Origin of the sequence: Janthinobacterium sp. EB271-G4-3-2, assembly GCF_020858035.1 — a bacterium.
Taxonomy (GTDB): domain Bacteria; phylum Pseudomonadota; class Gammaproteobacteria; order Burkholderiales; family Burkholderiaceae_D; genus Janthinobacterium; species Janthinobacterium aestuarii.
Genome location: NZ_JACYMG010000002.1, coordinates 389,215 through 414,029 on the forward strand (window position 1 = coordinate 389,215; position 24,815 = coordinate 414,029).

Below are 24,815 nucleotides of genomic sequence, written 5' to 3' on the forward strand. Positions count from 1 at the left end.
TTCCTTGTGGTCAGTGATTAATTTCCGGGATTGAAATTTTTCCCCAGTGAAGCGGGCATGTTGAGCTTGATGTAATTGGCATTGCTGGAAATGAGCACGAGCACGACGATGGCCGCCACATACGGCAGCATCGACAGCAGCTGCGAGGCGATGGGCACACCCAGCGCCTGCGCGTGGAACGTCAATATCGTGATGCCGCCGAACAAATAGGCGCCGCCCACCACGCGCGCGGGACGCCAGGTGGCAAACGTGGTCAGCGCCAGCGCGATCCAGCCCCGCCCCGCCACCATGCCCTCGACCCACAGCGGCGTGTAGACGAGCGACAGGAAGGCGCCGGCCAGACCGCAGCAGGCGCCGCCGAACAGCACGGCCGCCAGGCGGATGCGGCGCACGGGGTAGCCGAGCGCATGCGCGGACGCGGGCGACTCGCCCACGGCGCGCAGCACGAGGCCCGCCCGCGTGCGGTACAAAAACCAGGCGATGGCCAGGCACAGCAGCAAGGACAGATACACCATCGGATGCTGGCGGAACAGGGCCGGGCCCAGCACGGGAATGTCTTCCAATACAGGGATGCCGAAGCGGCCGTTCTGCAAGCTGTTGCCCACGTACTTCAAGCCGATATACGTGGACGCGCCGGCGCCGAACAGCGACAAGGCCAGCCCCGTCGCATACTGGTTCGTGCCCAGCCACACGGTCAGCCAGGCAAAGAAACCGGACAGCAGCATGCTGGCCCCTGCTCCCGCGAGAAAGCCCAGGGTGGGACTGCCCGTGTTGACAGCCACGGCAAAGCCCGTGATGGCGGAGACCAGCATCATGCCTTCCGCGCCCAGGTTCACCACGCCCGCTTTTTCGTTCACCAATAAACCGAGCGCGGCCAGCATCAGCGGCGTGCCCGCATTGATGCTGGCGGCGATCAATGGCGCGATGGTCAGCAGCAGGTTATCCATGTTTTCTCCAGCGCAGTTTGTATTGGATCAGCACGTCGCAAGCGAGCAAGGCGAACAGCAAGATGCCCTGGAACACGCCCGTGATCGCGCTGGGCAAACCGAGGCGCGACTGCGCCAGTTCGCCACCGATATAAAACAGGGCCATGACGAAGCTGGAAAAAATCACACCCACGGGATGCAAGCGCCCGACGAAGGCGACGATGATGGCGGCAAAGCCGTAGCCGGGCGAGACCGTGGGCGTCAACTGCCCCATCGGGCCCAGCACTTCGCAGGCGCCCGCCAGGCCGGACAGGGCGCCGCAAATCAGCAAGGATGACCACAAGGTCTTGCGCGAGGAAAAGCCCGCATAGCGCGCGGCGGCGGGCGCCATGCCGCCTACGCGCAGGCGAAAGCCGGCAATGCTTCTGGACAGGTACAGCCAGCCGCCCAAGGAGGCCAGCAAGGCGAAGACGATACCCACGTGCAAGCGCGTGTCGCTGATCACCATCGGCAACAGCAAGCCGTCCGACAGCAGTTTCGACTGGGGGAAGTTGAATCCTTCCGGGTCGCGCAGCACGCCATACACGAGATAGCTGAGCAGCAATTGCGCGATGTAGACGAGCATCAGCGAGACGAGGATTTCGCTGGCGTTGTAGCGGTCGCGCAGCCACGCCACCAGGCCCGCCCACGCCATGCCGCCCGCCATGCCGGCCAGCAGAGACACGCCGATGATGGCCGCGCCACCGACGCCATCGTCGAGGTACAGGGCGGCCGCGCCGCCGCAGATGGCGCCCAGGGTCAACTGCCCTTCCGCGCCGATGTTATAGATGTTGGCGCGAAAGCAGATGGCCAGGCCGACGGCGATCAGCAGCAAAGGCGCGACTTTAATACCCAGCTCGGACCAGCCGTGTGCGTCGCGCAAGGGTTCGATAAAGAAGACGGCCAGTCCCGCCAGCGGATCGTGTCCCAGCGCAATAAACAGCAAAGCGCCGCACAGCACAGTGAGCAGCACGGCCAGCACGGGTGACAGCCACGACATCAGCCGCGATGGCGCGGGCCGGGCTTCCAGGCGCAAGGCAAATTTAGCCATGGGCTGCCTCCTGCGGCCACAGCCCGCTCATCCACTGACCCACCTGCGCCACGCTGGCCTCGCCCACGTCCAGCGATGGCGAAATCTTTCCCTTCGCCATCACCAGCAAGCGGTCGCTGATGTCGAACAATTCATCGAGTTCCTCCGATACAACCAGCAGCGCGCAACCGGCGTCGCGCAGCGCCAGCAATTCGGCGCGGATTTGCGCGGCCGCGCCCACGTCCACGCCCCAGGTCGGCTGCGCCACCACCAGCACCGTGGGTTCGCGCATGACTTCGCGTCCGACTATGTATTTCTGCAAGTTGCCGCCCGACAGGCTGCGCGCCAGCGCCTGCGGCCCGCCTGCCTTCACCTGGAAACGGGCGATGATGGCGGCCGCCCGCTGCGCGATGACGGTATGACGCACGAAGCCGTGGCGGATGGTGGCCGGGGTCTGCAAGCTCAATAAAACGTTGTCGGCCAGCGCCATGTCGGGCACGGCACCGCGTCCCAGCCTTTCCTCGGGCACGAAGCCGAAGCCCAGGGCCCGCCGGCGTCCCGGCGGCAAGCGTCCCGCCGGCGTGCCATTCAGCACGATGCTGTCGGCGGGGGCGCGCATGTCCTCGCCCGACAGGGCGGCCAGCAATTCCTGCTGGCCATTGCCGGACACGCCCGCGATGCCGACGATCTCGCCCGCGCGCACGTCGAAATGGATATTCGTCAACTCGGTGGCAAACGGGTGGCTCTTCGGCAAGTTCAGGCCCCTGACGCTCAGCATGGCCGCACCGGGCCTGCGCGCCACGCGCGTGACTGCCGGCGGTTCGGCGCCGATCATCATGCGCGACAGGCTGGCAGCCGACTCTTGCGACGGATCGCACACGCCCGCGTTCTTGCCGGCGCGCACCACCGTGCACGTATGGCACAGGGCGCGGATCTCGTCGAGCTTGTGGCTGATGTACAGGATGCTGCAGCCTTCGGCCGCCAGCTGGCGCAAGGTGCCAAACAGTTTTTCCACGGCGCCCGGCGTCAGCACGGACGTCGGCTCGTCAAGGATCAGCAGTTGCGGCTTGGCCAGCAAGGCACGCACGATTTCCACACGCTGGCATTCGCCGACGGACAAGGTGTGGACGTGGCGCTGCGGCTCCAGGTCCAGGCCGTACTGGCGCGCCGTGTCTTCGATGCGCTGCGCCAGTTCCGCCATGTTGGTGCCGGCTGGCAAACCGAGGGCGATGTTTTCCGTCACGGTCAAGGTGTCGAACAGGGAAAAGTGCTGGAACACCATGGCGATGCCGAGCGCGCGCGCAGCCGATGGGTTGGCGATCCCGACTTCGCGGCCATTCCACAGGATGCGGCCGCCATCAGGCTGCACGGCGCCGTAGATGATTTTCATCAGGGTCGATTTGCCGGCGCCGTTTTCGCCGAGCACGGCATGGATTTGCCCGGGCGCGACGGTGAGACAGATGCCGTCATTGGCCACCACGGCCGGATAGCGCTTGCTGATATCGAGGAGTTCCAGGCGTGCCGTCATTGTTTTTTTCGTGCCTCGCTGCGTGGTATGCGGGATGTCGATCGGTGAAAAAAATCAACACTCTGTCTCTATCGTATCGGCATCCGCGGCGCTTGGGGGGCGAGCGCGGCGGCGTGCATTTCTATTTCCGCAAAAAAACAACACCTGTATACAATTTTGAAAAAAATTATCAGCTTTACAGCGGCCGCCTTGCCCCGCAAGGGCGGGAAGGTGCGATGATTATATGCAAGAACTGATAGTAAGTATGCAGACAAGACATATCGCCCGACGCGGCGCTTCTCGCATCATCGATTGAACGGTGCGCAATTTTCCTCATCGCAACGCTTCGTGCGCACTACGCACCCTGCTATCCCCGTTCCCGTTTTCTCACACCATCAGGAGCCGAAAGTGCCAAAAACCCTACCGTGTCTGTTGCTCTGCCTCACTACCACCCTCGGCGCGGGCGCGACCGCCCAGGCTGCCGAATGGAGCGATACCGCGCTGAGCTGGCGCGCCGGCAACGACTACCGCGAGCCGTTCAATCCGGACGACATCAAGAAAAACATCTTCGCCATCACGCACGCCAGCGGCTACAAATACGGCAGCAATTTCGTCAACCTCGATTTCCTCATGTCCGACAGCAAGGACCCTGGCGCACTGGGCAAAACGTCCGGCGCGCAAGAGGCCTATCTGGTCTACCGCAACACCATCGACATCGGCAAGGTGCGCGGCAGCGACATCAAGTTCGGCCCCGTGCGCGGCGTCGGCGTCACACTGGGCTTCGACGTCAACACCAAGAACGACGTCGGCTACAACTCGCGCAAGCGCATGCTCGTGGCCGGCCCGACCCTGATGTGGGACGTGCCCGGCTTCTTCAACACCAGCCTGCTGTTGCTGCGCGAAAGCAACGCCCCCAGCGGCGCCTTCCCGCCCATCTCGCAAGTGACGGGCCGCTACACGTATAAAACGCACGCCATGCTGACGGGCGCCTGGGGCATCCCCCTGTCGCCGCTGTTCTCGTTCGAAGGCTTCTTCAACCTCATCGATTCAAAAGGCAAGGATGAAGTGGGCCGTGACACGGCGGTGGAAACGAACATCGACATGCAAGTGATGTTCGACGTGGGCGCGGCCCTGGGCAGCGCCAAGAACACCTTCCGCGTGGGCCTGGAATACCAGTACTGGAAGAACAAATTCGGCAACTCGCCCGCCACCACGGGCAACGTGGGCCAGACGGCGAGGACGCCGATGATACGTGCGGAGTATCATTTCTAAAATACATTGTTACGCATCAACACTCACGGTCGCGCCTGATGCCAGCATGAAGCTTTCCTGCTGGCGGAGAGCGCGACCGTGGAACAACTATTACCGTATTACGAGCGCGAGCTGGGCTTGTTCCGCCAGTACACGCGCGAGTTTTCCAGCCGCTATCCGAAGGCGGCCGGGCGCCTGCTGATCGCCGGCGAGACGTGCGAAGACCCGCACGTCGAGCGCCTGATCCAGTCCGTTGCCCTGCTCACTGCCAGGGTCGCCAAGCGCCTCGACGACGCCTATCCGCAATTTACCCATTCCCTGCTCGAAACCCTGTACCCGCACTACCTGCGGCCTTTTCCATCGTGCTCCATCGTGCGCATCGCCGCCGACGAAGCGCCGGGCGGCAGCCAGCTGGCCCAGGTGGTGCATATTGCGCGCGGCACGGTGCTGCGCTCGCAGCCGGTGCAGGGCGTGGCTTGCAAATTCACGAGCGCATACGACGTGACCCTGGCGCCGCTGGCCATTTCCCGCCTGCACTTTTCACCGATCATCGACGCCCCGCCCGGCCTGCCCCTGCCCGATGGCGCCAGCGCCTTGCTCAGCATTCAGTTCACCAGCGGCAGCGACAACTACCACCTTGACCAGGCCGGCTTTGCCAGCCTGCGCCTGTTTGCCGATGGCGAACCATCGGTGCGCGCGGCCCTGCTCGACGCCCTGTTCCTGCACGGCGCGGGCGCGTACGTGGCGCTCGACGAACACGGCCCATGGCAAGCCGTCGATGGCGCGCCGCTGGCGCCGGCCGGCTATGCGGACGGCGACGCGCTGATCCCCATTTCCGCCCGCTCGCACCCGGCCCTGCGCCTGCTGACCGAATATTTCGCGTTTCCGGAAAAATTCCATTTCATCGATATCGCCTGGTCCCTGCTGGCGCCCTTGCTGCCGAAACAGTGCCGCCAGTTCACCTTGCACCTGCCGCTCAAGGGCGTGCGCAGCGACAGCCACGAAGCGCGGCTGTTGTCCGGCGTCAGCCGCGACAACCTGCTGCCTGGCTGCACGCCTGTCGTCAACCTGTTTGCCAAGTCCGGCGTGCCGATCCGCCTCACGCATACCGAGCCCGACTACGCCCTGGTGGCCGATGCCACGCATGCGTTTGCCTATGACGTCCACAGCATCGAGACCGTCACCCTCGTGCGCAAGGACGAGGCCGGCGAGCGCCAGAGCACCTTCTTGCCGCTGTATGCCTCGCTGCAAGGTGCACAGGCGGAGCATGGCCAAGAGCATGGACAGTACTGGCTGGCGCGCCGCGACGAAGCCGTGGCGGCTATCAGTCCCGGCCATGAAACGCGGTTGAGCCTGATCGACCCGCAGTTTTCACCGGGCAGCGCGGCGTGTGCCACCGTCTCGACGCAGCTGCTGTGCAGCAACCGCGACTTGCCCACGCAGTTGCACTACGGCTTGCCCGGCGGCGACCTGCTGGCCGAAGACGTGCCCGACGGCATCCCCGCGCGTTTCCTGCGCAAGCCCACGCCCAGCGTGCGTTTTCTGGCGGACACGCACTGGCGGCTGATTGCGCACCTGTCGCTCAACTATTCCAGCCTGACGCAAGCGGGCCTGGGCGAATTCCAGAAAATGCTGGGCCTGTACGACCTGCCGCGCTCGCCCACCACGCAACGCCTGATCCAGGGCATCGTCACACTCGAACACGGCAGTACGCGTGCGTGGATGCCCACCGTGCCGTTTCCCACCTTGATGCCCGGCATCGCCATCCGTGTGGGCATCGACGAGCAAGCCTTCGTCGGCAACAGCATCTATATTTTTGCCCAGGTGCTGCAACGCTATTTCGCCCTGAACAGCCAGCTCAACTGCTTTAGCCAACTGACGCTGCTGTCGCACCGCAGCGGCGAGGAACTGATACGATGCCCGGAACGCAGCGCCGACGCCACGCCAGCGTGATCCAGCAATTGCTCGATGCGCCGCAGCGCTTCGAGTGCTTCCAGGCCCTGCGCCTGCTGCTGGCCTGGCTGGCCGAACACGGCATCGACGAGCACACGGCGCTGGCAAAGCTCATACGCTTCGACAATAGCGTCTCGCTGCGATTTCCCGCCAGCCAGGTCGAGGCGCTCACAACCGGCGGCGCCGACGATGCGGATTCCCTGCTGCAAGCACTGCTGTCCGGCCAAGGCCAGCACATCCACCTCACGCCCGCCTTCATGGGCCTGCTGGGTTGCCAGGGAAGCTTGCCCAGCCACTATTCGGAACGCATTGCCGCGCACCAATACAGCGAACGCAACACCGGCCCGCGCGCCTTTCTCGACCTGTTTTCCAGCCGCGCCGTAGCCCTGTTTTACCAGGCCTGGCAAAAATACCGCATCGAGCAGGCCGGCCACAGCGGGGACTTCCTGTCGCGCCTGCTGGCCCTGGCCGCGTGCCGCCCGCAACAGGACGAGGCGGCAGCCGGCCTGTACAGCGGCCTGCTCCAGCAGCGCAACATCTCGTCCATCGTCATGGCGCGCATTCTCGGCGCGCACTTTGGCGTGCCCTGCCACATCGACGAGGCGACCGGTGTCATGGACGCCCTGCCGCCGCGCGAACAGACGGCGCTGGGCGGGGAAAACGCCGTGCTGGGCCAGCGCGCCATCGTCGGCAAGCGCTGCCGCCGCCCCGACCTGGCCGTGCGCCTGCGCCTCGGTCCGCTCACGGCGCAGCAGCACGCCAGCTTCCTGCCGCGCGGCCCCGCCAGCGAGGCACTGCGGCATATGCTGACGCTGTTCGGCCAGCCGCTCGTGCGCTACGACATCGTGCTGGTGCTGCACGCCAGCGAGGTGCGGGGCGTGGCCTTGACGGCCCCGCAGCAAGGCGGGCTCGGCTGCAACAGCTTCCTCGGCAGTGCAGCTCCGCCGCGCCACCGCGATGACATGGAGTACGCCATGCAATTGATGCCCTCACTCAACGATTAAAACTTGCGGCTGCGCAACACACTTGTGTTCGCGATTGCTACAGTCGGCAAACTATCTCTACCATAAAGCGACGCGCGATGAGCCAGTTCCCCGATACGACAGCGGCATGGACGGCATTAGCGGGCGACATGCAGGGCCAGCGCCTGCTGCGCCTGCGCTTTCCGCATGGCGATAGTCCCGCCGGCATCCAGTTCCTCGCCAACAGCCTGGCCGCCAGCGAAAGTCTGTCGCGCGACTTTTCCTATGTGGTGGAAGTGCTGTCCGACGACGCCGCCATCGCCCTCGACAAAGTCATGGGCAAGATGGTGACCATCGAACTGGTGCGCGAAGACGGCACCCTGCGCTACTTCAATGGCTATGTCTTCGAGTTCCGCTTCCTGCGCACGGACGGCGGCTTCGCGTTTTATGAAATGGTGCTGGAACCGTGGCTGTCGCACCTGCACTTGCGGCAAAACAACGTCGCCTTCCACGGCTTGACGGTGGCGGCGCTGACGGACCAGGTCTTCGATGACTACCTGATGCGCGACTACAAGCTGGCCGCCAGCGGAGCCGACCCCGCGATCACCTACACCTGCCAGCACAACGAGAGCGACCACAACCTGCTGCACCGCCACTGGGAGCAACTGGGCTGGCACTACCGCTACGAACATCGCTTTGACGGCCACACCTTGTGGCTGGGCGACGACAGCACCAGCAGCAAGCCCATCGATGGCGCATCGAACGCCATGCCATTCCGGTAAACAAAGATATTTGCGTAGCAAAAGGAATGGCAAAAGCAAATACACAATTTGGTAGCGGTGGTGCAACACAATATTACGTTTCCCCATCAGACATAGGTAGTCTTACTCCTGGCATAAGAAGAAAGATATAAATTAAAATGAAAGACAAAAAATATTGGAAAAACAACGGAACTAAAGAAAATCCCACATACGATTTCATATATCCTGATTCATGGAGCGAAGAAGAAATAATTGAGGAAAATAAAAAAAATATTGAAGCAATAAAAAAAATAAAAAATTCGAATGGGTAAATCATCTAGAGCATATGCCGAAAAATATAATGACAGCACTAATGAATGAGATTGAACAAGGAAATATACTAGAAAGCATAAGCAACAATAACTGGCCAAACAATGGAAGCATTGTAGTTAGTTTCAGAGATAAATTTCATGGGGAAAACAAAAAATTAAATGGAATTCAATGGCGCGAATTAAATGACCCACATTATTGCAAAGAAGAGATAGCGGAGATTTTCAATAAAATAGAGTATTTGCTGATCAACTAATCTGTCACCTATTTGACACGCCTCGTTCGCTCCCCGATACTTGCGCCAACCATAGCCAATTCCGCAAGTGCAGCTACCTGTGTAGCTGCTTGCGTCAGCACGAATGAACCGCTCTTTCTCCACCGCCCCCTACATCGGCCGCTTCGCCCCCTCCCCCTCCGGTCCCCTGCACATGGGCTCGCTCGTAGCCGCCATGGCCAGCTATCTCGATGCCAAGGTGCATCAGGGCACGTGGCTGCTGCGTATCGAGGATCTGGACTACGACCGCAATGTCGAGGGCGCCGATCTGGCGATCCTGGCCAGCCTGCAGCGCTGCGGCATGCACTGGGATGGCGAGGCGACGTGGCAGAGCCGCAGGCTGCCGCTGTACGAGGCGGCGCTGAAACAGTTACAGGACGATGGCCTCGTGTACGCGTGCGGCTGTTCGCGCAAGGAGATTCAGGATTCGGTACTGCAGGCGGGTGCGCCCAAGAGCGGCGCCGCAGTGTATCCGGGCACGTGCCGCCATGGCCTGGCGCCGGGCAAGGCCGCGCGGGCCTGGCGGCTGCGCGTGCCGCAGGGGCCGCAAGCCGGGTACGGTTTTACCGACCGCTGGGCTGGTCCACAGCGGCAAGACCTCACCAGCGAGGTGGGCGACTTCATCGTGCTGCGCGGCGACGGTTTTTGGGCGTATCAACTGGCCGTGGTGGTCGACGATGGCGCGCAGGGCATCACGCAGGTGGTGCGCGGCGCGGATCTGCTCGATTCCACGCCGCGCCAGCTGTATCTGCAGGATGTGCTGGGCTTGCCCCATCCCGGCTTTTTGCACGTGCCCGTCGTCACCAATGACAGCGGCGAGAAACTGTCGAAACAGACGGGCGCCCTCGCCTTCGATACGGGCACCGATGCGGCAGAACTGCTGGCGTCGGCACTGCTGCCGGCTGCCCGCTTCCTCGGCCTCGACGTGCGCACCGACAACGTGGAGGACTTCTGGCGGCAAGCCGTGCCCGCCTGGGCGCAGCGACTGGCGCGCCTTCCCGAGCGGGCATAAAAAAACCCGCCGCGGCGCGAGCCGGGCGGGTTAAAGCAGGCGTCAGCCGCAAGGGCTGGCGCCAGGCATCAGGCAATTAGAAGTTGCCTTTAAATTGCACCCCAAACTGACGTGGCTCATTGATGAAACCCGTACGGTTGTTGAAGTCGATGGCGCCCGTGATACGCTGGGTGTCGGTGATGTTGCGGCCAAACGCGGCCACTTCATACTTGCCGGCATCCCAGGTGTAACCCACGCGCAAGCCGCCCTCGACCATCGGCTTGCCGGTGAACTCGGTTGCCTCATACAGGAAGAAATTGATCTTGCTGCGGTAAGCCCAGTCCGTGAAGACGAAGAATTCGCCGTTTTCCATCGGGATCGAATAACGGCCCGTGGCGGTGATCGTCCACTTCGGCGCTTGCGGCAATGGATTGCCGTCGATGATGGCACGGTTGCCAGTGGTCAGCGAATCGGTCACGGTGCAACGCGTTTGGGCGCAGGTAGCGATCGACAGGCTCGGGTCCTTGATTTCCGTGAAGTTGTAGCTGCCGCCCAGGGACATCTTCAGGCTCGGCGTGACAAAACCTTCCAGTTCCAGTTCCGCGCCGCGGCCGTTCGTCTTGGCCGCATTGATCAGGCGCGTGATGTTCGACGTGCCGCCCACCACCGTCAGCTGCTGGTTTTTCACCTGGTAGTCATACACGCTGAACGCGACGCGGGCGCGGCGGTTGAACAGGTCGGCCTTGATACCCGCTTCGTACGAGGTAATCGTTTCCGCATCGGCCACGGTGACAGGCACGCTGGTGCTGGCCGGGGCGATACTAGGCGCGCGGAAACCGGTGGCGATACGCGCGTAGAAGTTCACGTCCTTGTTGTATTTATAGGTGCCGCTCAAGTCCCAGTTGACCTTGGCTTTGCTGACATCGGCGCTGGTCGGGTTGACCTGCACGATGTTGGTCGCTTCCACCGTGTCGAAATCCTTCTTGTCCTTGGTGTAGCGCAAACCGGCGCGCAGCATGAGGTCATCGTTGACGGCGTAGTTGACGGAACCGAAGGTAGCCCAGGCCGAGTTCTTCTGGCGGCTGGCCAGGTGCGTGGTCAGCGCATGCGTGTTGCTATCGAAATTGTCGGTGAAACCGTTGGCGTTTTCATTGAAGTAGTACACGCCAGCCTGCCAGTTCAAGGGACCGGCATTCTTCGATTCGGCGCGGAATTCCTGCGAGTATTGCTTCACGCTGGTGATGCCGCCGGCCGTTTCAACCTGGAAAGGAATGAAGCCGGGACCCGCCGGCGTGCCGCCGTCGATGTCGCCATGCGACACGTAATTGCCGACCTGTTCAAAGCCGGTGATCGAATACAACTTGACGCCGTCCAGGTCCCAGCTCAGGCGGGCGCTGGCGCCGTTGGTGCGCAGGCGCTGGAAATTCGGCGCATTCGTAAACGACTTGTTCGGGTCGAAACCGTCGACGATGTCGTTCGTGCCCTGCTTGATCATGTTGGCGTAGAAGACGCGCGCGCTGCCCGTGGTGTTGCGCTGGTGCACATTGAACAGGGCGTTGAACGTGGTGTTCGGTGCGTACAGCAATTGCACGCGTTCCGCATGTTCGTTGTAGCCGTCCAGCGCGTCTTTCTGGCCCGTAAAGGTATTGTCGACGTAATCGTCGCGGTGCTGGCGCAGGGTCGAGAAGCGCAGCGCCCATTCTTTGCTCAGCGGCACGTTGACGGCGCCGTCGAAGTTGGTCGTCTTGTGCGTGGCGGCCGAAACGTTGTAATAGCCTTCAATCTTGTCCAGCTTCGGCTTGACGGATTCGAACTTGACCACGCCGGCCGGCGTATTGCGGCCGAACAAAGTGCCTTGCGGGCCGCGCAGCACTTCCACGCCAGCCACGTCGAAAATCGGATAGCCCTTGAGGATGGGATTTTCTTGCACGACATCATCGTAAATCAGGGAAACAGGTTGCGATGCGAAGATGTTGAAGTCGGTATTGCCATAGCCGCGGATGTAGAAGCGGGGGAAGGTACGGCCGTTCGACGATTCCACGTTCAGGCTCGGCACTTTGCCGGCCAGCACGCGGATATCCTGACCGCTGGACACCAGCACGTCGAGCTTCTCGTCGCGCAGCAGCGACACGGAGACGGGCACGTCGCGGATATTTTCCTTGCGGCGCTGTGCCGTGACGGTCACGGTTTCCAGCTGGCTGGCGGCAGGGGCCGTATCAGCAGCGACTTCATCAGCGTAAGCCGAGCCGATAGGCAAGGCAGCGGACAGTGCCAGCATTGCGGCGCTTTTGGCGCACAAACGCTTGTGCATCTTGGACATCTTGATCATGTGGTTTCCCAGAAGTTTAAAAAAAGAATTGCGAAATCTGTCTTTCTTGCAACCTGTCTCCGGGTTATATACGGCGCTGGACCATCGTTTGCACCATCACGGTGCAGCAGCGCGAGCGGATGTTCCCCCGCTCTCGGCGTCACTGGCTCTGTCCTGGCTGTCACTCAAGTTGACAGCGGTTCCGGCCGCATCTCTGGGATGTCTGATGAACACCAACTTTTAAGTAAGGCGCCAATTTAATTCAAGCGCCTTATGCGCTGCAAGAATATTGTTATGTAAAATATTTATTCACCAACATAAAAGCCTCACTAGTGGTTATTCAGCCACAATACGCTCAGTGGCTTGCTGTTTTGCCCGTTTTCCCGCCCTGGCACCGCCATTGCGGCGAGGCGGCGAAATGCTGCCTGCAAGACGGGCCCGGGCCGGTATTTGACTGTAATATCGCCATACTTGAGCTTGCCGTGCTGCCCCATCCCAGTGCAGCGGCGGCGCGCAGCACCATTGCCGACCTTATCCATGCCAGAACCGAGCCAGCACAGCCACGACATTCCTTCCTCCCCCGCCGCCGCCCAGGCCGCGCATAGGCTGCTGGGCGCCCATTGCGACATCGTCTGGAGCACGAAAACCTTCGGCCAGTTCGATGCCGACCAGCCTTCCTGGCGCGCCTTCACGGGCCAGACGGAAGCCGAACTGCTGGGCCGCGGCTGGCTCCATGCGCTGCACCCGGACGACCGCAACTTGCCTTACGTTATGCCGTCACACATGACGACCGTGTTCGAAGCGGAATACCGGCTGCGCCACGTCAGCGGCGCCTACCGCAATATGCTCGTGCGCATGCTGCCCGTGCTGGCGCCCGACGGCAGCATTCTTGAATGGCTGGGTTCGCATTGCGACGTGACGCAGCAGCGGCAGACGGAACAGCGGCTGCGCCTGGCCATGCAGGGCGGCCGCATGGGCACGTGGGAAATCGACCTGGGCAGCGGCAGCATGGCCGGCTCCGATGCGTTCAAGGCCAATCTGGGCCTGCCTCCTGACAGCCACATCGATTACGCGCAGCTGACGGGCGCCATGCTCGACGGCGACCTGCAGCAATGGCAAGCGGTGGTGCACGCAGCCATTGCCAGCGCCGGCGATTTCGAGATCGACATCCGCGTGCGCTGGCCCAATGGCGCGCTGCACTGGGCGCACATGCGCGGCACCTGCGCCAGCGATGGCGCCGGCAACGTGATCGCCCTGTCCGGCATCTCGCTCGACCTGACGGCCAGCAAGCAGAACGAGGAAACCCTGCGCCTGACCCTGGCGGCCGGCGAAGTGGCCACCTGGAACTGGGACATCGTCGCGGACCGCGTCACGGCCGACAGCAATATGGCGCGCTTGTTCCCCGTACATGCCGATGCGACCACGGCGGCGCCGCTGGCGCGCTACCTGGACATCATCCATCCCGATGACCGCGAGCAAGTCAGCGCGCAGCTTGCCCAGGCGCTGCAGGCGCACGCGCCGTTCGAGGCCAGCTACCGCGTCGCGGCCGGCGATGGCCAGTACCGCTCGGTCATCGCGCGGGCCCGCGCGGAATACGCGCCCGATGGCACACCGTTGCAATTGCCGGGTGTGCTGCTCGACATCACGCGCCAGAAACAGGTGGAAGATGCGCTGCGCCGCAGCGAGGAACGCTACCGCACCCTGATCGAGCTGATGGACCAGGCCTTTTGCGTCATTGAAATGCTGTACGACGAGCAAGGCCGCCCTGTGGACTTCCGCTACCTGGAAGGCAACGCCGCCTTCGTCAAGCAATCGGGCCTCGACAATGCCATCGGCAAGACCATCCGCAGCTTCGTGCCCGACCACGACCAGCACTGGTTCGACCTGTACGACCAGGTCGTCAAGACGGGCGAGCCCGTGCGCTACGAAAACGAAGCCGTGGCCATGGAGCGCTGGTTCGAAGTCTTCGCGGCGCGCCTGGGCGGCCCCGGCAGCCGCCTGCTGACGGTGCTGTTCAGCGACATCAGCGAGCGCAAGCGCTCGGAACAACAGCTGCGCCAGCTGGCCGACAACCTGTCCGAGATGGACCGGCGCAAGACGGAATTCCTCGCCACCCTGGCGCACGAACTGCGCAATCCGCTGGCACCGATCCGCAACGGCTTGCAGATCATGCGCCTGGCCGCCGACAAGCCCGCCACCGTGTCGCGCGTGCGCGATGTGATGGAACGGCAAGTCAATCAGATGGTGCATCTGGTCAACGACTTGCTGGACGTGGCGCGCATCACGCGGGGCCAGATCGAACTCAAGCTCGAGCGCGCGGACTTGAAAACCATCATCGCCAGCGCCGTGGAAACAAGCATGCCGCTAATCGAAGCGAGCCATCACCAGTTGCAGGTGGTGCTCGACGAGCAGGCGCTGCCGCTCGAAGCCGACCCCACTCGGCTGGCCCAGGTACTGGGCAATTTGCTCAACAACGCCGCCAAGTACACACCCACGGGCGGCCATATCAGCTTGCGCGCGGTACGCGATGGCAACGAGGTCTTGATCGAGGTCAGGGACAGCGGCGTGGGCATCCCCGCCGAATCAATCGCCACCGTTTTCGACATGTTTACCCAGGTGGGACAGAACATGGGCCGCGCCCAGGGCGGACTGGGCATCGGCCTGTCGCTGGTGCGGCGCCTGGCCGAGTTGCACGGCGGTAGCGCCACGGCGGCCAGTCCCGGTGTCGGCCTGGGCAGCACATTTACCGTGCGCCTGCCGCTGCTGAACGAGGAAGCCACAGCCCCCGCCACACCGGACGCGCCTGCACCCGGCGCCAGTGCCCGCCGTTTCCGCGTGCTGGTGGTCGACGACAATGTCGATGCGGCCGATACCCTCGCCGCCGTGCTCGACATGATGGGCCATGCCACGCAAGTGGCCCACGATGGCGCGCAGGCGCTGGCCGCGGCGCCGCAATTCCTGCCTGACGTCATCTTTCTCGACATCGGCTTGCCCGGCATGAACGGCTACGAAGTGGCGCGCGCGCTGCGCCGGATACCGGCCGGCGCCAACGTCGTGCTCGTCGCATTGACGGGCTGGGGCGCCGAAAACGACCGCAGCCAATCGAGCGCGGCCGGCTTCGACCACCACCTGACCAAACCGGCCAACCTGCTCGCCATCGGCGAACTGCTGGCCACCCTTTCCACTCCATAAACATTGACAGACCATGACTGAATCCACGAACCACGTTCGCCGCCACCTCCTGCTGGCCGCTGGCGCCACCCTGCTGTGCCCGGCACCTGTGCTGTTCGCCGCACCCGCCACCAGCATCGCCACCGCCCACACGCAACTGGCCGCGCTGGAACAGGCCGCCGGCGGACGCCTCGGCGTTGCCGCCTGGCGCCAGGGCAGCGAACTGCGCCTTGCCTACCGCGCCGACGAACGCTTTCCCCTGGCCAGCACCTTCAAGGCCATGCTGGCAGGCGCCGTGCTGGGCCGCAGCGTCAGCCAGCCAGGCTTGCTGGACCAGCACGTGCGTTACGAAAAAAAGGAACTGGTCACGTATTCGCCGATCACGGAAAAGCATCTGGCCGACGGCATGAGCGTGGCCGAGCTGTGCGCCGCCACCTTGCAGTACAGCGACAATAGCGCGGCCAATTTCTTGATGACATTATTGGGCGGGCCGCAAGCCGTGACGGCGTTTGCGCGCAGCATCGGCAATACGGTCTTCCAGCTGGAACGCTGGGAAACGGAACTCAACAGCGCCATCCCCGGCGAAGTGCGCGACACGGCCAGCCCTGCGTCGATGGCGCACAGCTTGCAGCAATTGTTGTTGGGAAATAGTTTACCCGCGCCGCAGCGCCAGCAACTGGACACCTGGATGCGCGGCAACACGACGGGCGACAAGCGCATCCGCGCCGGCGTGCCGGCCGGCTGGCAAGTGGCCGATAAAACGGGCTCGGGCGCCTACGGCAGCGTCAACGACATCGGCGTCGCCTACCCGGCCAGCGGCGCGCCGCTGCTCATCGCCGTGTACTACACGCGCGAACAAAAAAACGCGGACACGAATCAGGACATCATCACGGCCGCCACGCGCATCGTGACGGCGGCGTTGGTGTAATTACTTCGGCAGGGCGGCCATGAAGCTTGCATACGTGGACCAGGCGGGATCGGCCGCGCTGCGGATTTCAATCGGGAATTTCGGGCGCGGCGCCAGCGCCGTATTGAGGCGATTGAAAAACTCTTCGCCCGACTGCGTGTAATAAATCCACTCGCGCAAGTTCTCGCCCGTCGACACGAGAGCCAGCGTGGCGAAGCCCTCTTCTTCCACCACGGGCGCCAGCGCCGCTTCCAGCTCTTCCATGTGCTCGCGCTCGTTCGGCGCGGGCATGCCCGTTTCATCTTCATAACGCCAGGCGATGATGATGCGGTCCGGCTGCGACGACAGGTCCCAGTCGTCATGGAAAGTGTCGACATAGCGGTAGATGATGGCCATCTCGTCGCTATGCGTGACGATGGTGCCCCAGCTGCGGGCGGAAGTGGAATTTTCGTTCATGGTTGCAACAGTCAAAAAAATAAATCGAGGGGGCGCAGCTTACAGCACTGGCGGGCAAGTCACATTCCACGCGTCATACTGGGCACCGCTCTTGCGCAGCCAGACGCGGGCGTAGCTGTCGCGGTCGCTCTTGAACACCAGCGCATAGCGCTCTTCGGCGCGCGGCGCGGCGGCGCCCACGTCGACGGCCGCCAGCGAGAATTTCAGCGCGCGCAAAGGTGCGCATGCCGTATTGCCAGCCATCAGCAAGCGCGCCCGCTCCAGCAGCGGCTTCTGGTACAGCAACACGCCTTCCAGTTCCACATCGGGAATCCGTTGCAGCATGCGCACGGGTTCTGCCACCGCGCGGCAGGTGCCACGGTCGAGCCAGGCGTAATACTCCATGCCCGCCTCCTGCCAGCGCGCCTGCTTGCCCTCGCCGTGCAGCACGAACTTGGTGCGCTGCGTACGGCACAGCGCGCCATGGCCGCGATACGGCGGCGTTTCCACGCTGCCCACCACTTCGCTGCCGTGACCGCCGACCACGGGCACGCTCTCGAACACGGTACGCGTGGCCGGCTCGCCCGGATATTGCTGCGCATAAAACTCCAGCAAGGACGCGCGCTGCTGCGCATCCACCACCGCCTCGGCGGCACTGGCAGAGAGGCACACAGCCGACACTACACACAGCACCAATGGGCGCACGAAATATCCTGGCATGTATCCTGGCATGGCATTCCTTCAATCGACGTTCAGGGGCGGGTATCGCCCAAGCGCCGATTATATAGTTACCAGGAAATACAGGGAGGACGCGGCGTCAGGAGGTCCGGAAGTTGACGCCGCCAGCCAGCAGCCTGGCGCCGCAGGTGGTGGTGTCGCCTTCGAAAGCGATGGCGATGCCGTTGATGCTATGCCGGGACGAGCCGCTGGCAATCTTGCAGCCCTGATGTCCCTTGATGGGGCAGCTGCACAAGTCCCCGACGCAGGCGACAGCAACACCATTGACCGTGAAGTGCGTGGCGGCACAACTGAGCACCTTGCCGCCATGCGACGTAGTGTCGCCCAAGCGGATAACTTTGCGCATGCTGTCTCCCGTTCTACTTGCCCGCCGAGCTTTCCAGGATGGCTTCCACCGATGGCGCCGCGTAGTTGGCCGGGTCGACGGCCGGCGTGACGCGGCTGCGAAAGATATCGCCATTGGCATCCTGCTGCTGGCGTTTCGCATCCGATGGTGGCGTAATAAAAATGATGCTGGCCTCATTGCTGTCGCGTAAATTAATCGCCGCACTGGCGCCTCCATCGCGATAGCTTCCCATCACGCCGATGGCCATCTGCATGAACCACGTGGCCGCGCCCGTGTTGCCCAGGCGAAGATCGGTATTGATGAACTGCGCGCTCTTGCCGCTGTCGATTTCGGGGCCGCCCTGGTCCGCGTAGTCATGCAGCATACTTTCCAACATCAGCAACTGCTCCGGCTGGTTTCCCGTGCCGGCCACGATGCGCGAAGGCCCCTTTCCGCGCTCGGCTTCCGGCAAGGTCTGCAACGCCTGCCGCCAGCCCGCGTTAAAAATATTCTGACGCGCATCGCGCCGCGTCACGGGCTTGCCTTCCTCATCCGCGAACTTGACGAACACGGGCCGGTGCACGAATCCAAACGAAGGCAGGCGGTCGAAGGTTTCCATCTGTTCCCGGTTCCACGGAATAGGAAACCACGGCGTCGGCTTCCAGTCGCGCGGCGGACGATTTTCCCAGGGATTGAGTTTATCGAAGGTGTGCAAGCCGACGCCACGGATGTCGGGCCGCTGGGCGAAAGAGGCGGCAGCAGCGAGCCATTCGGCGACGGTGGGTTGGCGAGGTATGGGAGGAAAATCCGCTCCTAGTTCCTTATCTGGTTTCGCCAGAGATTCCATCAATTGATAATACATCGCTCTGAATTGCTCTTGTACGAAGTTATTTCCGGGATCGTCCCATATCGCTGGCCGCAAAAAATCAACACGTTCGCGCCGTGCCAGGATAAATACTGCCGTGGCATCAGGCATATCAGGAATAAAATATCCGTTCACTAATTTCCTTGCAGTGCCTGGCTTCCGGTTGCCATCCCGCGTGCCAACACTGTCCTCGGAATGCAAAACGATGTAGGGTACATCAGGATGCCTATCGAAAAAATCAAACACATCAATCAGCAATTGGTCAGGATGCTCATCCAGCTTCCAGGAAGCAATCGAAAACAAGTGCCAAGCCATTCCCGATGTGCCAGCGCCAGCCACGAGTCCCGCCATCGGCTCAGTTAAGCTCGGTTGTGCCGCCGGGTCAAGGATGGGAGTACCTGCATAGAACGATGGCAGCCCCCAGTATAACGGGGTAAAATTGACACCATTTTCCAGCGCGTCATAGGCCCTGCTGCCACCTTCCCCGTCCTTGTCATCACCCGTCCACGGGTATTTCTTGGGATCTTGTTCGCGTATGCTGGTGTAAGCACTTCCTTTTTGCAAGGCCTCCCACAATTTGCCCTGACGATATTTATCCAGCGTCACTCCCAATCCGATCACTTCCAGCACGTACTCTTGCTCTGGCTCCATAGGTATCTTTGGCTGTTGCGCCTGCAACTGTGACGCAATTTCACGCGCCTGGCTCTTCGATAAGGCACTGAGCCATAACAAACCAAAAAATAAAATCACAACAACTATTGATATTCCCAACCAACGAAGCGTCATCATGATTATCACCTTTCGGCCTGCAGTTTCGAAGGAACAATAGTCGGAAGAAAATTATTACCGACGGGGCTACGACAATCCATTTATTTTGCTTTTTTTTCAGTCACTATTTTTGTATTTTTTGTTTGTGACACTACAATTTTCCACAATGGCCCTGATAGCAAGGGTAATCCTGCGGGCAAAACTCCAGTGTTGTAATAGTTAATGGTGCCATTGATCACGGCACTTCTCCAGGCAGGCTCGACGGATAAATATGGCGCAAACTCCAATACGAACTTTTCTTTTATCCGTATTCCATTGCGCCCTTTTTCGTTACTCTTTAGGTTCTTCACCCGCCAATCCGCCACCGCACATAAATACGCATAAAACTGCGGGTCCGAACTAGCCTTGCCGCTGCCAATCGCCACGTCATATGCAGTTACCTGGCTGTGATTTTTGGCGCTACCGATAATCGAACTGTGGAAAGACTTGGCGCTGACTTCGCGCTGCCAGCGCAAGCGTGCCTCATTCGGGCTTTCCTGGATGGTTGCCAAGACATTGCCGTCCGTGTAGCGGGTGGCGGCAATAACGTTGCGTTGATCGAGCGGCCCTTTGCCATCGAGTTTCTTTTCCTTGTTATAGGCAGCCGTCATCAAGGCTAATTCGGCCCCGCGTATGGCTTCATCGCGCTCCGGAAAGCGGCGATAGCCGGCCGGATCCGGGCGATCCTCGACGCTTGTGTGCAGGCCGCTTCCACTGGTAAGTGCTACTGATGCATCGCAGGGATCGACTTCTTCCACAGGTCCTTGATCTTCAGGTTTACGGTTACGCATCATGGAAGTTTTGGGAATATTGGGCGAATCGATTTGCGAGGTGCCGCGCAAATCGGCCGGCACCGGCTGTTTCAATGTTTCGCCAGTGATGGTACGTATGCCGTTACGCTGTTCCGTCTTGCTCAACCTCGTATTGATAGGCCAGGCCACCGCCTTGTGTTGCGCACGGTATTTTCGTAATGAAACATCGACGTGTGCCTGTTCGCTTTCTGTCTTGAGACGCAGTGGAAAATCAAAAGGCGGCGGCTTGCCTACCAACGACACCGTGGTCTTTCCAGTGGCCGGATCCAGCCTGGTCTTGTTGCTGAATATCCGCTGATAAAATCTGCCGCCCAGTTCCGCCAGCGCATTGCGTACCTGCTCGCGTTCCACGATGCGGGTATGTCCAGTAAAAACGCTGTTTCCATCAATGCTGGACGTCTCCTCTTCTTCCATGAGTTCACTTCCCATTGCATAATCCGGCACGCCATCCCACCCCATGCCCTGGATATTATCCAGCGCCACCGTCATATCTTCAGGACAAAAATACAGATAGACCTTGCGCCGATTGTCACGGTCCTCTCCGCTCTGCCAGCGGCTGCCAACCATGCCGCGATGCTCATCCTTTTTCAGTTCGGCAAACGACGGCTGGCAGGCCTGGCCACTGCCCTTTGCCACACCGGCCACGATATTCGCCAAAGTCTTCAGGCGGGCGCCCATGGTCTGCGTACCACTGAGCAAATGGTAATAAGGCTTCATCGCCGCATCCTCGCCGCCATCGAACCAGGCCGCGCCTCGCATCAGCAGAGGCAGGCTGTCCACCAGGCTGTATGGCGGATGCGTGAGTATCAAATTATCGGCCGGCGCCAGCCCCTTTTCCATCAGCATGGCTTGCGCCAGCAGCGACAGCAGACAGCCCTGGCTGTGCGCAACGATGCTGACGGTGTCCTCGGCGTCGTAATCGCGGATCATGGAAATCAGTGCGGCCAGGCGCTGCGCCGCCAGCACCATATACATGCGCCCGGGTGCCGTCTTCAGTGGCCGCAAGGCATCCCCCATGGGATCGCCAGGCGCATAGATACCCGGACGCCACATGTCGGGCAAACTGCTGGTGGCGTTGCCGAACGGACCGCCTTCCTTGGACAGATCCTTGTCGAGGCGGTTGCCGTAGCGGTCAACAAACTGGCCATTGATCGTTTTGCATTTCACTCCCACTTCACGGTAGCCCCAGTAAAATGGAATCACCGGACTGTTGGTATCCTTGGCAATCGTACGCTTGAAGAACACGGCATCGGGATCATCTTCCAGCCTATCCTTGTCCGCCGCCACAGGCATGCGGTAAGAAGCTGGCGTAAAGCCGCGGCCCAGCCTTTGCTTCAATCCCTCGCACAGTCCATCTTCCACCGCCTTGTAGCTGACGCCCACATCGTTGACGCCGTGAATAACGATGATATTGCCCGGCAAGTTGCGGCGTATTTTCACCTTCTTGCAGACGGTGCGTTCGCAATGCAGGAGCGTCACGTCTTCGCCCACCACGTACGGCACTTTCGGATAGCTGCCCATCGCACTCTCCTGGCGTCATCAATCCTTGTTGTTGAACACTTCGATGGCGGCCAGGTGCATCGCCGCGCGCTCCAGCACCTCCGTCTTGCCGTTCCCGTCGCTGCGGCCATCGGCCAACGAGCCATCGCCCAGCTTCACGGCAAACTGGGCTTGCGGCGCCAGCTGGGGAGCTGGCGGCACGCCATCGACGGGACTGTCGTCGCCCTCGTATTGAAAAATGAATTGCTGATCGGCCTTGCCCTCGGCAAAGCTTGGCAACTGCACGTCCATGCTTTGCGGGTCATTGAAGACGAAGTTGGGCGCATTGAAGTTCAGTGGCGACTTGCTGCCAAAGGTGATGCCATCGGCGATGCGGATGAAAGCGCCGTGCTTGGAGATGAGCACGATCTCGTCAGCCATGCCCGTCAGCTTGCCCTCGCTGGCCGTCAGCTTCAGGTTTTTTCCCGCATTGATTTCCATGTCGTCATGCTGGCTTTGCAGCAGGAACTTTCCATGGTGGGCGATGGCGCGGATGCCGTCCGCATGGGCGAACAGGGAAATGCCCTTGCCCGCGTTCACGCTGTAACGCTGGCCCGCCACCGCTTGCAGGTGCTGCTGCGCCACCGTATCGATATTGCTGACGGCATAGCTGACGATGGCTTTCGAGCTGGCAAAGCTGATGCCGGCGGGGGCCGTCACGGTGATCGCCGCCGCACCGCCCAGTTCGGCACGGGGCTGCGTATTGCTGCCGCCTTCCCAGCCTTTCAAGCTTTGCTGCAACTCCTGCTGCGCCTCGTCCGCGTTCTCCAGCGCCTGATGCGTGGCCGCATACCTGCTCAGCGAGCGAAACAATTCCAGACAGTTTTCCATCAGCCCCAGATATTCGCTGCGCGCCATGTGACTGCCCTCGCCGTTCAAGCGCTTCCACGCAGAGATCAGCATGCCCTTGCCCGCCCGCATGGCCAATTGCTCATCGGTGCGCAGCTCGGCGCCCTCGCCGCGTGCCACACCTTGGCCGTTACGCCGGTCCTGCGTCAGCCAGCCCAGGTTAAGCTGGGTGGAAGCATGATCGCTGGCAAGCTGGGCATTGATTTGCCCGTGCACATCGTCAAAGCGCAACTGGTTGCCACGCGAGCCCTTGATCTCGCGGCTCTTGATACCGGACAAATAACGGTTGCCCGGCAAGTCGCCAGCCTTGCTCAAGGCAACCGGCTGCGCGCTATGGTTGTACAGCTGTCCCACGATAATGGGCCGGTCCGGGTCGCCACCGAGGAAGGCCAGCAAGACTTCGCTGCCCACGCGGGGCAAGCCCAGGTAACCGCACTGCTGCGCGCTACCGGGACCATTGCCCGCCCATGTCGATGCAACGCGCACCCAGGCCGAATCGGCATCCGTGTCGGAGGCGCCCGTGCCGCCTGCATGCTGGTGATCCAGCGTGCGCGTAGCGGGAAAGCGCACCTTGACCCGGCCCATCGCATCGCAATGGACTTCCTCATTCGCCGGCCCCACCACCACGGCGCTTTGCATGGTAACTGGCGGCAGGTCGATGCGCGTGTCGTAGGCCGGAACGATAGCCACGCCGCGCCGCACAGCGCTCAATTCGATATGCATGCGCAAGGGGCCGTCGTCCACCGCCGTCGCCAGTTCGCGCTGCGGCAGCGATGCATCATCGGCCAGCCAGCGATTGCGCGCGAACAAACGCGCTACCCTGGCGGCCAGTTCCCGGGGTAAATTATTCTGCGCCGCCACCTGCAGCGCCGTCACGACAAAATCGCGCTCGGCCGGCGGAAGTGCGTCGATATCGGGATGTTCGGCCAGGCTAAAGTATTCGCCCGGACACAGGTCGCGCACGCTGCCCTCGGCATGAAAGCAATGGCTTTCGTAGTCATGCTGCTGCATGGCCAGCATGCCCAGCTGACACAATGCATCATGATCGCTCCCCGCACGTGGCGGCAGCACGCGGTAGTCATCGAGGCTGGCGGCAACGGCATTGCCATGCATGCCTTGCCGGCCCCGCCCCATGGCGTCGGCAGTCATGAACGGCCGCGCGCGTGGATGTTCCTCATTCCAGCTATGGCGTGTCACCTTGCCGGCCTGCAACTTGCGGACTTCGTTCCACGACGTCAGGGTATCGCGCTGTTCCGTCGCCCGGTCCGCGTGATAGCGCACGGTATCCGCCATGTTTTTCCGCAAGCAATCGGCATGGTTAAACAGCACCAGGGTATGTGCCGGTTCCGCATGGGCATCCGTACTGTCCGCCGCACGAAAAAACCAGGCAACGCCGCTGCGTTTGAGCAGGCGCCGCACGAAGGCTGCATCGGACTCATTGTGCTGCATGACAAATTCGCGCTGCGGGTACGTGTGCGCCTCGAAGAAATCGGCAAACGCATACTGGAAGGCATGCGCCAGCACGGTATTGCTGCGTATCCACTCATCCAGCAGGGTCTTGACGATCTCGATATCCGTCAGGCGCCGGAAGACACGCGTATTACAGCGTTTTTCCATGATGGCGAACGCGTCCGTCAGCACCAGCTGGTAGCTGGACAGCCCGCCATCGCTGTCGCCGGCGCTCGCTTGCGTAACGAGGCCGCAGATGCTGCGTAGCTGACCCTGGTCGGTGACGATATCGATAGCGACGGGCAAGGCTATCAAACTACTGAGCGGCAAGTCGGCATGCGTCGAGACACACAGCACGCGGTATTCGAGGCCGCCACATATCGCCTCTCTGCCGGCAATGCGCTGCGGTATCAGCACACCTGCGGGCACCTTGGGCGAAACACCCAGGCGCAGGCGCAAGGGACGCTGGGCACCCGATATCAACTCGTCACCGTCCATGGCGTTCTCCTCGTTCACACTTGCCTCTAGTCAAGCTGGAGAACCGACAATGCCATGGGATGACAGGGAAATACTTGATATTTAGTAAGAATCCGCCAAGGTGCCCAAT

General features: G+C 61.7%; 21 protein-coding genes. 10 read left to right on the top strand and 11 right to left on the bottom strand.

Translation table 11 applies throughout. The features are described 5' to 3' along the window. Positions 1-17: 17 nt before the first annotated feature. The 3 genes from IGS55_RS06875 to IGS55_RS06885 are packed head-to-tail and all read right to left on the bottom strand — an operon-like array spanning position 18 to position 3,523. Positions 18-947 carry an ABC transporter permease gene (locus tag IGS55_RS06875; protein ID WP_230515617.1) on the bottom strand — a complete coding sequence of 310 codons (930 nt, stop codon included), beginning with the start codon at positions 945-947 and terminating at the stop codon, positions 18-20. After that, on the bottom strand, positions 940-2,016 hold the full coding sequence (locus IGS55_RS06880; protein ID WP_230515618.1) for an ABC transporter permease: 1,077 nt from the start codon (positions 2,014-2,016) through the stop codon (positions 940-942). The genes IGS55_RS06875 and IGS55_RS06880 overlap by 8 nt, the downstream gene beginning before the upstream one ends. After that, positions 2,009-3,523: an ABC transporter ATP-binding protein gene (locus IGS55_RS06885; RefSeq protein WP_230515619.1), complete on the bottom strand. Its 1,515-nt coding sequence runs from the start codon at positions 3,521-3,523 to the stop codon at positions 2,009-2,011. Before IGS55_RS06885 ends, IGS55_RS06880 begins: the two co-directional genes overlap by 8 nt. A 44-nt stretch (positions 3,524-3,567) precedes the next feature. Between IGS55_RS06885 and IGS55_RS06890 the strand changes: the two genes are divergently transcribed. From IGS55_RS06890 to gluQRS, 8 genes are all read left to right on the top strand, one after another. Further along, positions 3,568-3,759 carry a hypothetical protein gene (locus IGS55_RS06890; protein WP_230515620.1) on the top strand — a complete coding sequence of 64 codons (192 nt, stop codon included), beginning with the start codon at positions 3,568-3,570 and terminating at the stop codon, positions 3,757-3,759. Between the two features lie 151 nt (positions 3,760-3,910). Continuing rightward, the gene (locus IGS55_RS06895) at positions 3,911-4,774 is read left to right on the top strand and encodes an outer envelope protein (protein WP_442908146.1); all 864 of its coding nucleotides are present in this window, start codon (positions 3,911-3,913) and stop codon (positions 4,772-4,774) included. Between the two features lie 78 nt (positions 4,775-4,852). Beyond that, complete coding sequence (gene tssF / locus IGS55_RS06900) at positions 4,853-6,706, top strand: type VI secretion system baseplate subunit TssF (RefSeq protein WP_230515621.1); 1,854 nt, start codon at positions 4,853-4,855, stop codon at positions 6,704-6,706. Continuing rightward, positions 6,670-7,710 carry a type VI secretion system baseplate subunit TssG gene (gene tssG, locus IGS55_RS06905; RefSeq protein ID WP_230515622.1) on the top strand — a complete coding sequence of 347 codons (1,041 nt, stop codon included), beginning with the start codon at positions 6,670-6,672 and terminating at the stop codon, positions 7,708-7,710. The genes tssF and tssG overlap by 37 nt, the downstream gene beginning before the upstream one ends. A 77-nt stretch (positions 7,711-7,787) precedes the next feature. Then, a complete protein-coding gene (locus IGS55_RS06910; RefSeq protein WP_230515623.1) occupies positions 7,788-8,450 on the top strand; it encodes a type VI secretion system Vgr family protein in 663 nt (220 codons plus the stop codon). Between the two features lie 137 nt (positions 8,451-8,587). Next, positions 8,588-8,740 carry a hypothetical protein gene (locus IGS55_RS06915; RefSeq protein WP_230515624.1) on the top strand — a complete coding sequence of 51 codons (153 nt, stop codon included), beginning with the start codon at positions 8,588-8,590 and terminating at the stop codon, positions 8,738-8,740. Between the two features lie 41 nt (positions 8,741-8,781). Beyond that, a complete protein-coding gene (locus IGS55_RS06920; RefSeq protein ID WP_230515625.1) occupies positions 8,782-8,994 on the top strand; it encodes a hypothetical protein in 213 nt (70 codons plus the stop codon). A 103-nt stretch (positions 8,995-9,097) separates the two neighbouring features. Then, positions 9,098-10,024 (top strand): tRNA glutamyl-Q(34) synthetase GluQRS, encoded by a 927-nt coding sequence (gene gluQRS / locus IGS55_RS06925; RefSeq protein WP_230515626.1) that lies wholly within the window; start codon positions 9,098-9,100, stop codon positions 10,022-10,024. Positions 10,025-10,100: 76 nt separating this feature from the next. On the opposite strand, the gene IGS55_RS06930 is transcribed toward gluQRS, so the two are convergent. Continuing rightward, positions 10,101-12,332 (bottom strand): TonB-dependent receptor, encoded by a 2,232-nt coding sequence (locus tag IGS55_RS06930; protein ID WP_230515627.1) that lies wholly within the window; start codon positions 12,330-12,332, stop codon positions 10,101-10,103. 308 nt (positions 12,333-12,640) lie between these two features. Next, positions 12,641-12,850: a hypothetical protein gene (locus IGS55_RS06935; RefSeq protein WP_230515628.1), complete on the bottom strand. Its 210-nt coding sequence runs from the start codon at positions 12,848-12,850 to the stop codon at positions 12,641-12,643. On the opposite strand from IGS55_RS06935, the gene IGS55_RS06940 reads away from it, so the two are divergent. Further along, positions 12,849-15,503 (top strand): hybrid sensor histidine kinase/response regulator, encoded by a 2,655-nt coding sequence (locus IGS55_RS06940; RefSeq protein ID WP_230515629.1) that lies wholly within the window; start codon positions 12,849-12,851, stop codon positions 15,501-15,503. The genes IGS55_RS06935 and IGS55_RS06940 overlap by 2 nt on opposite strands. Before the next feature lie 13 nt (positions 15,504-15,516). After that, positions 15,517-16,410, top strand: a complete 894-nt coding sequence (gene bla / locus IGS55_RS06945; RefSeq protein WP_230515630.1) for a class A beta-lactamase — start codon at positions 15,517-15,519, stop codon at positions 16,408-16,410. On the opposite strand, the gene IGS55_RS06950 is transcribed toward bla, so the two are convergent. The 6 genes from IGS55_RS06950 to IGS55_RS06975 all read right to left on the bottom strand — a co-directional run bounded on the left by IGS55_RS06950 (position 16,411) and on the right by IGS55_RS06975 (position 24,706). Then, positions 16,411-16,845 (bottom strand): DUF695 domain-containing protein, encoded by a 435-nt coding sequence (locus tag IGS55_RS06950; protein ID WP_099410510.1) that lies wholly within the window; start codon positions 16,843-16,845, stop codon positions 16,411-16,413. Positions 16,846-16,884: 39 nt separating this feature from the next. Next, positions 16,885-17,529 carry a hypothetical protein gene (locus IGS55_RS06955; RefSeq protein WP_230515631.1) on the bottom strand — a complete coding sequence of 215 codons (645 nt, stop codon included), beginning with the start codon at positions 17,527-17,529 and terminating at the stop codon, positions 16,885-16,887. Positions 17,530-17,641: 112 nt separating this feature from the next. Beyond that, positions 17,642-17,908, bottom strand: a complete 267-nt coding sequence (locus IGS55_RS06960; RefSeq protein ID WP_230515632.1) for a PAAR domain-containing protein — start codon at positions 17,906-17,908, stop codon at positions 17,642-17,644. 13 nt (positions 17,909-17,921) lie between these two features. Next, positions 17,922-19,541 carry a type VI lipase adapter Tla3 domain-containing protein gene (locus IGS55_RS06965; protein WP_230515633.1) on the bottom strand — a complete coding sequence of 540 codons (1,620 nt, stop codon included), beginning with the start codon at positions 19,539-19,541 and terminating at the stop codon, positions 17,922-17,924. Between the two features lie 80 nt (positions 19,542-19,621). Next, positions 19,622-21,892, bottom strand: coding sequence for a T6SS effector phospholipase Tle3 domain-containing protein (locus IGS55_RS06970; protein WP_230515634.1), 2,271 nt, complete (start codon positions 21,890-21,892; stop codon positions 19,622-19,624). A gap of 18 nt (positions 21,893-21,910) precedes the next feature. Further along, the gene (locus IGS55_RS06975; protein WP_230515635.1) at positions 21,911-24,706 is read right to left on the bottom strand and encodes a type VI secretion system Vgr family protein; all 2,796 of its coding nucleotides are present in this window, start codon (positions 24,704-24,706) and stop codon (positions 21,911-21,913) included. Positions 24,707-24,815: the final 109 nt, after the last annotated feature.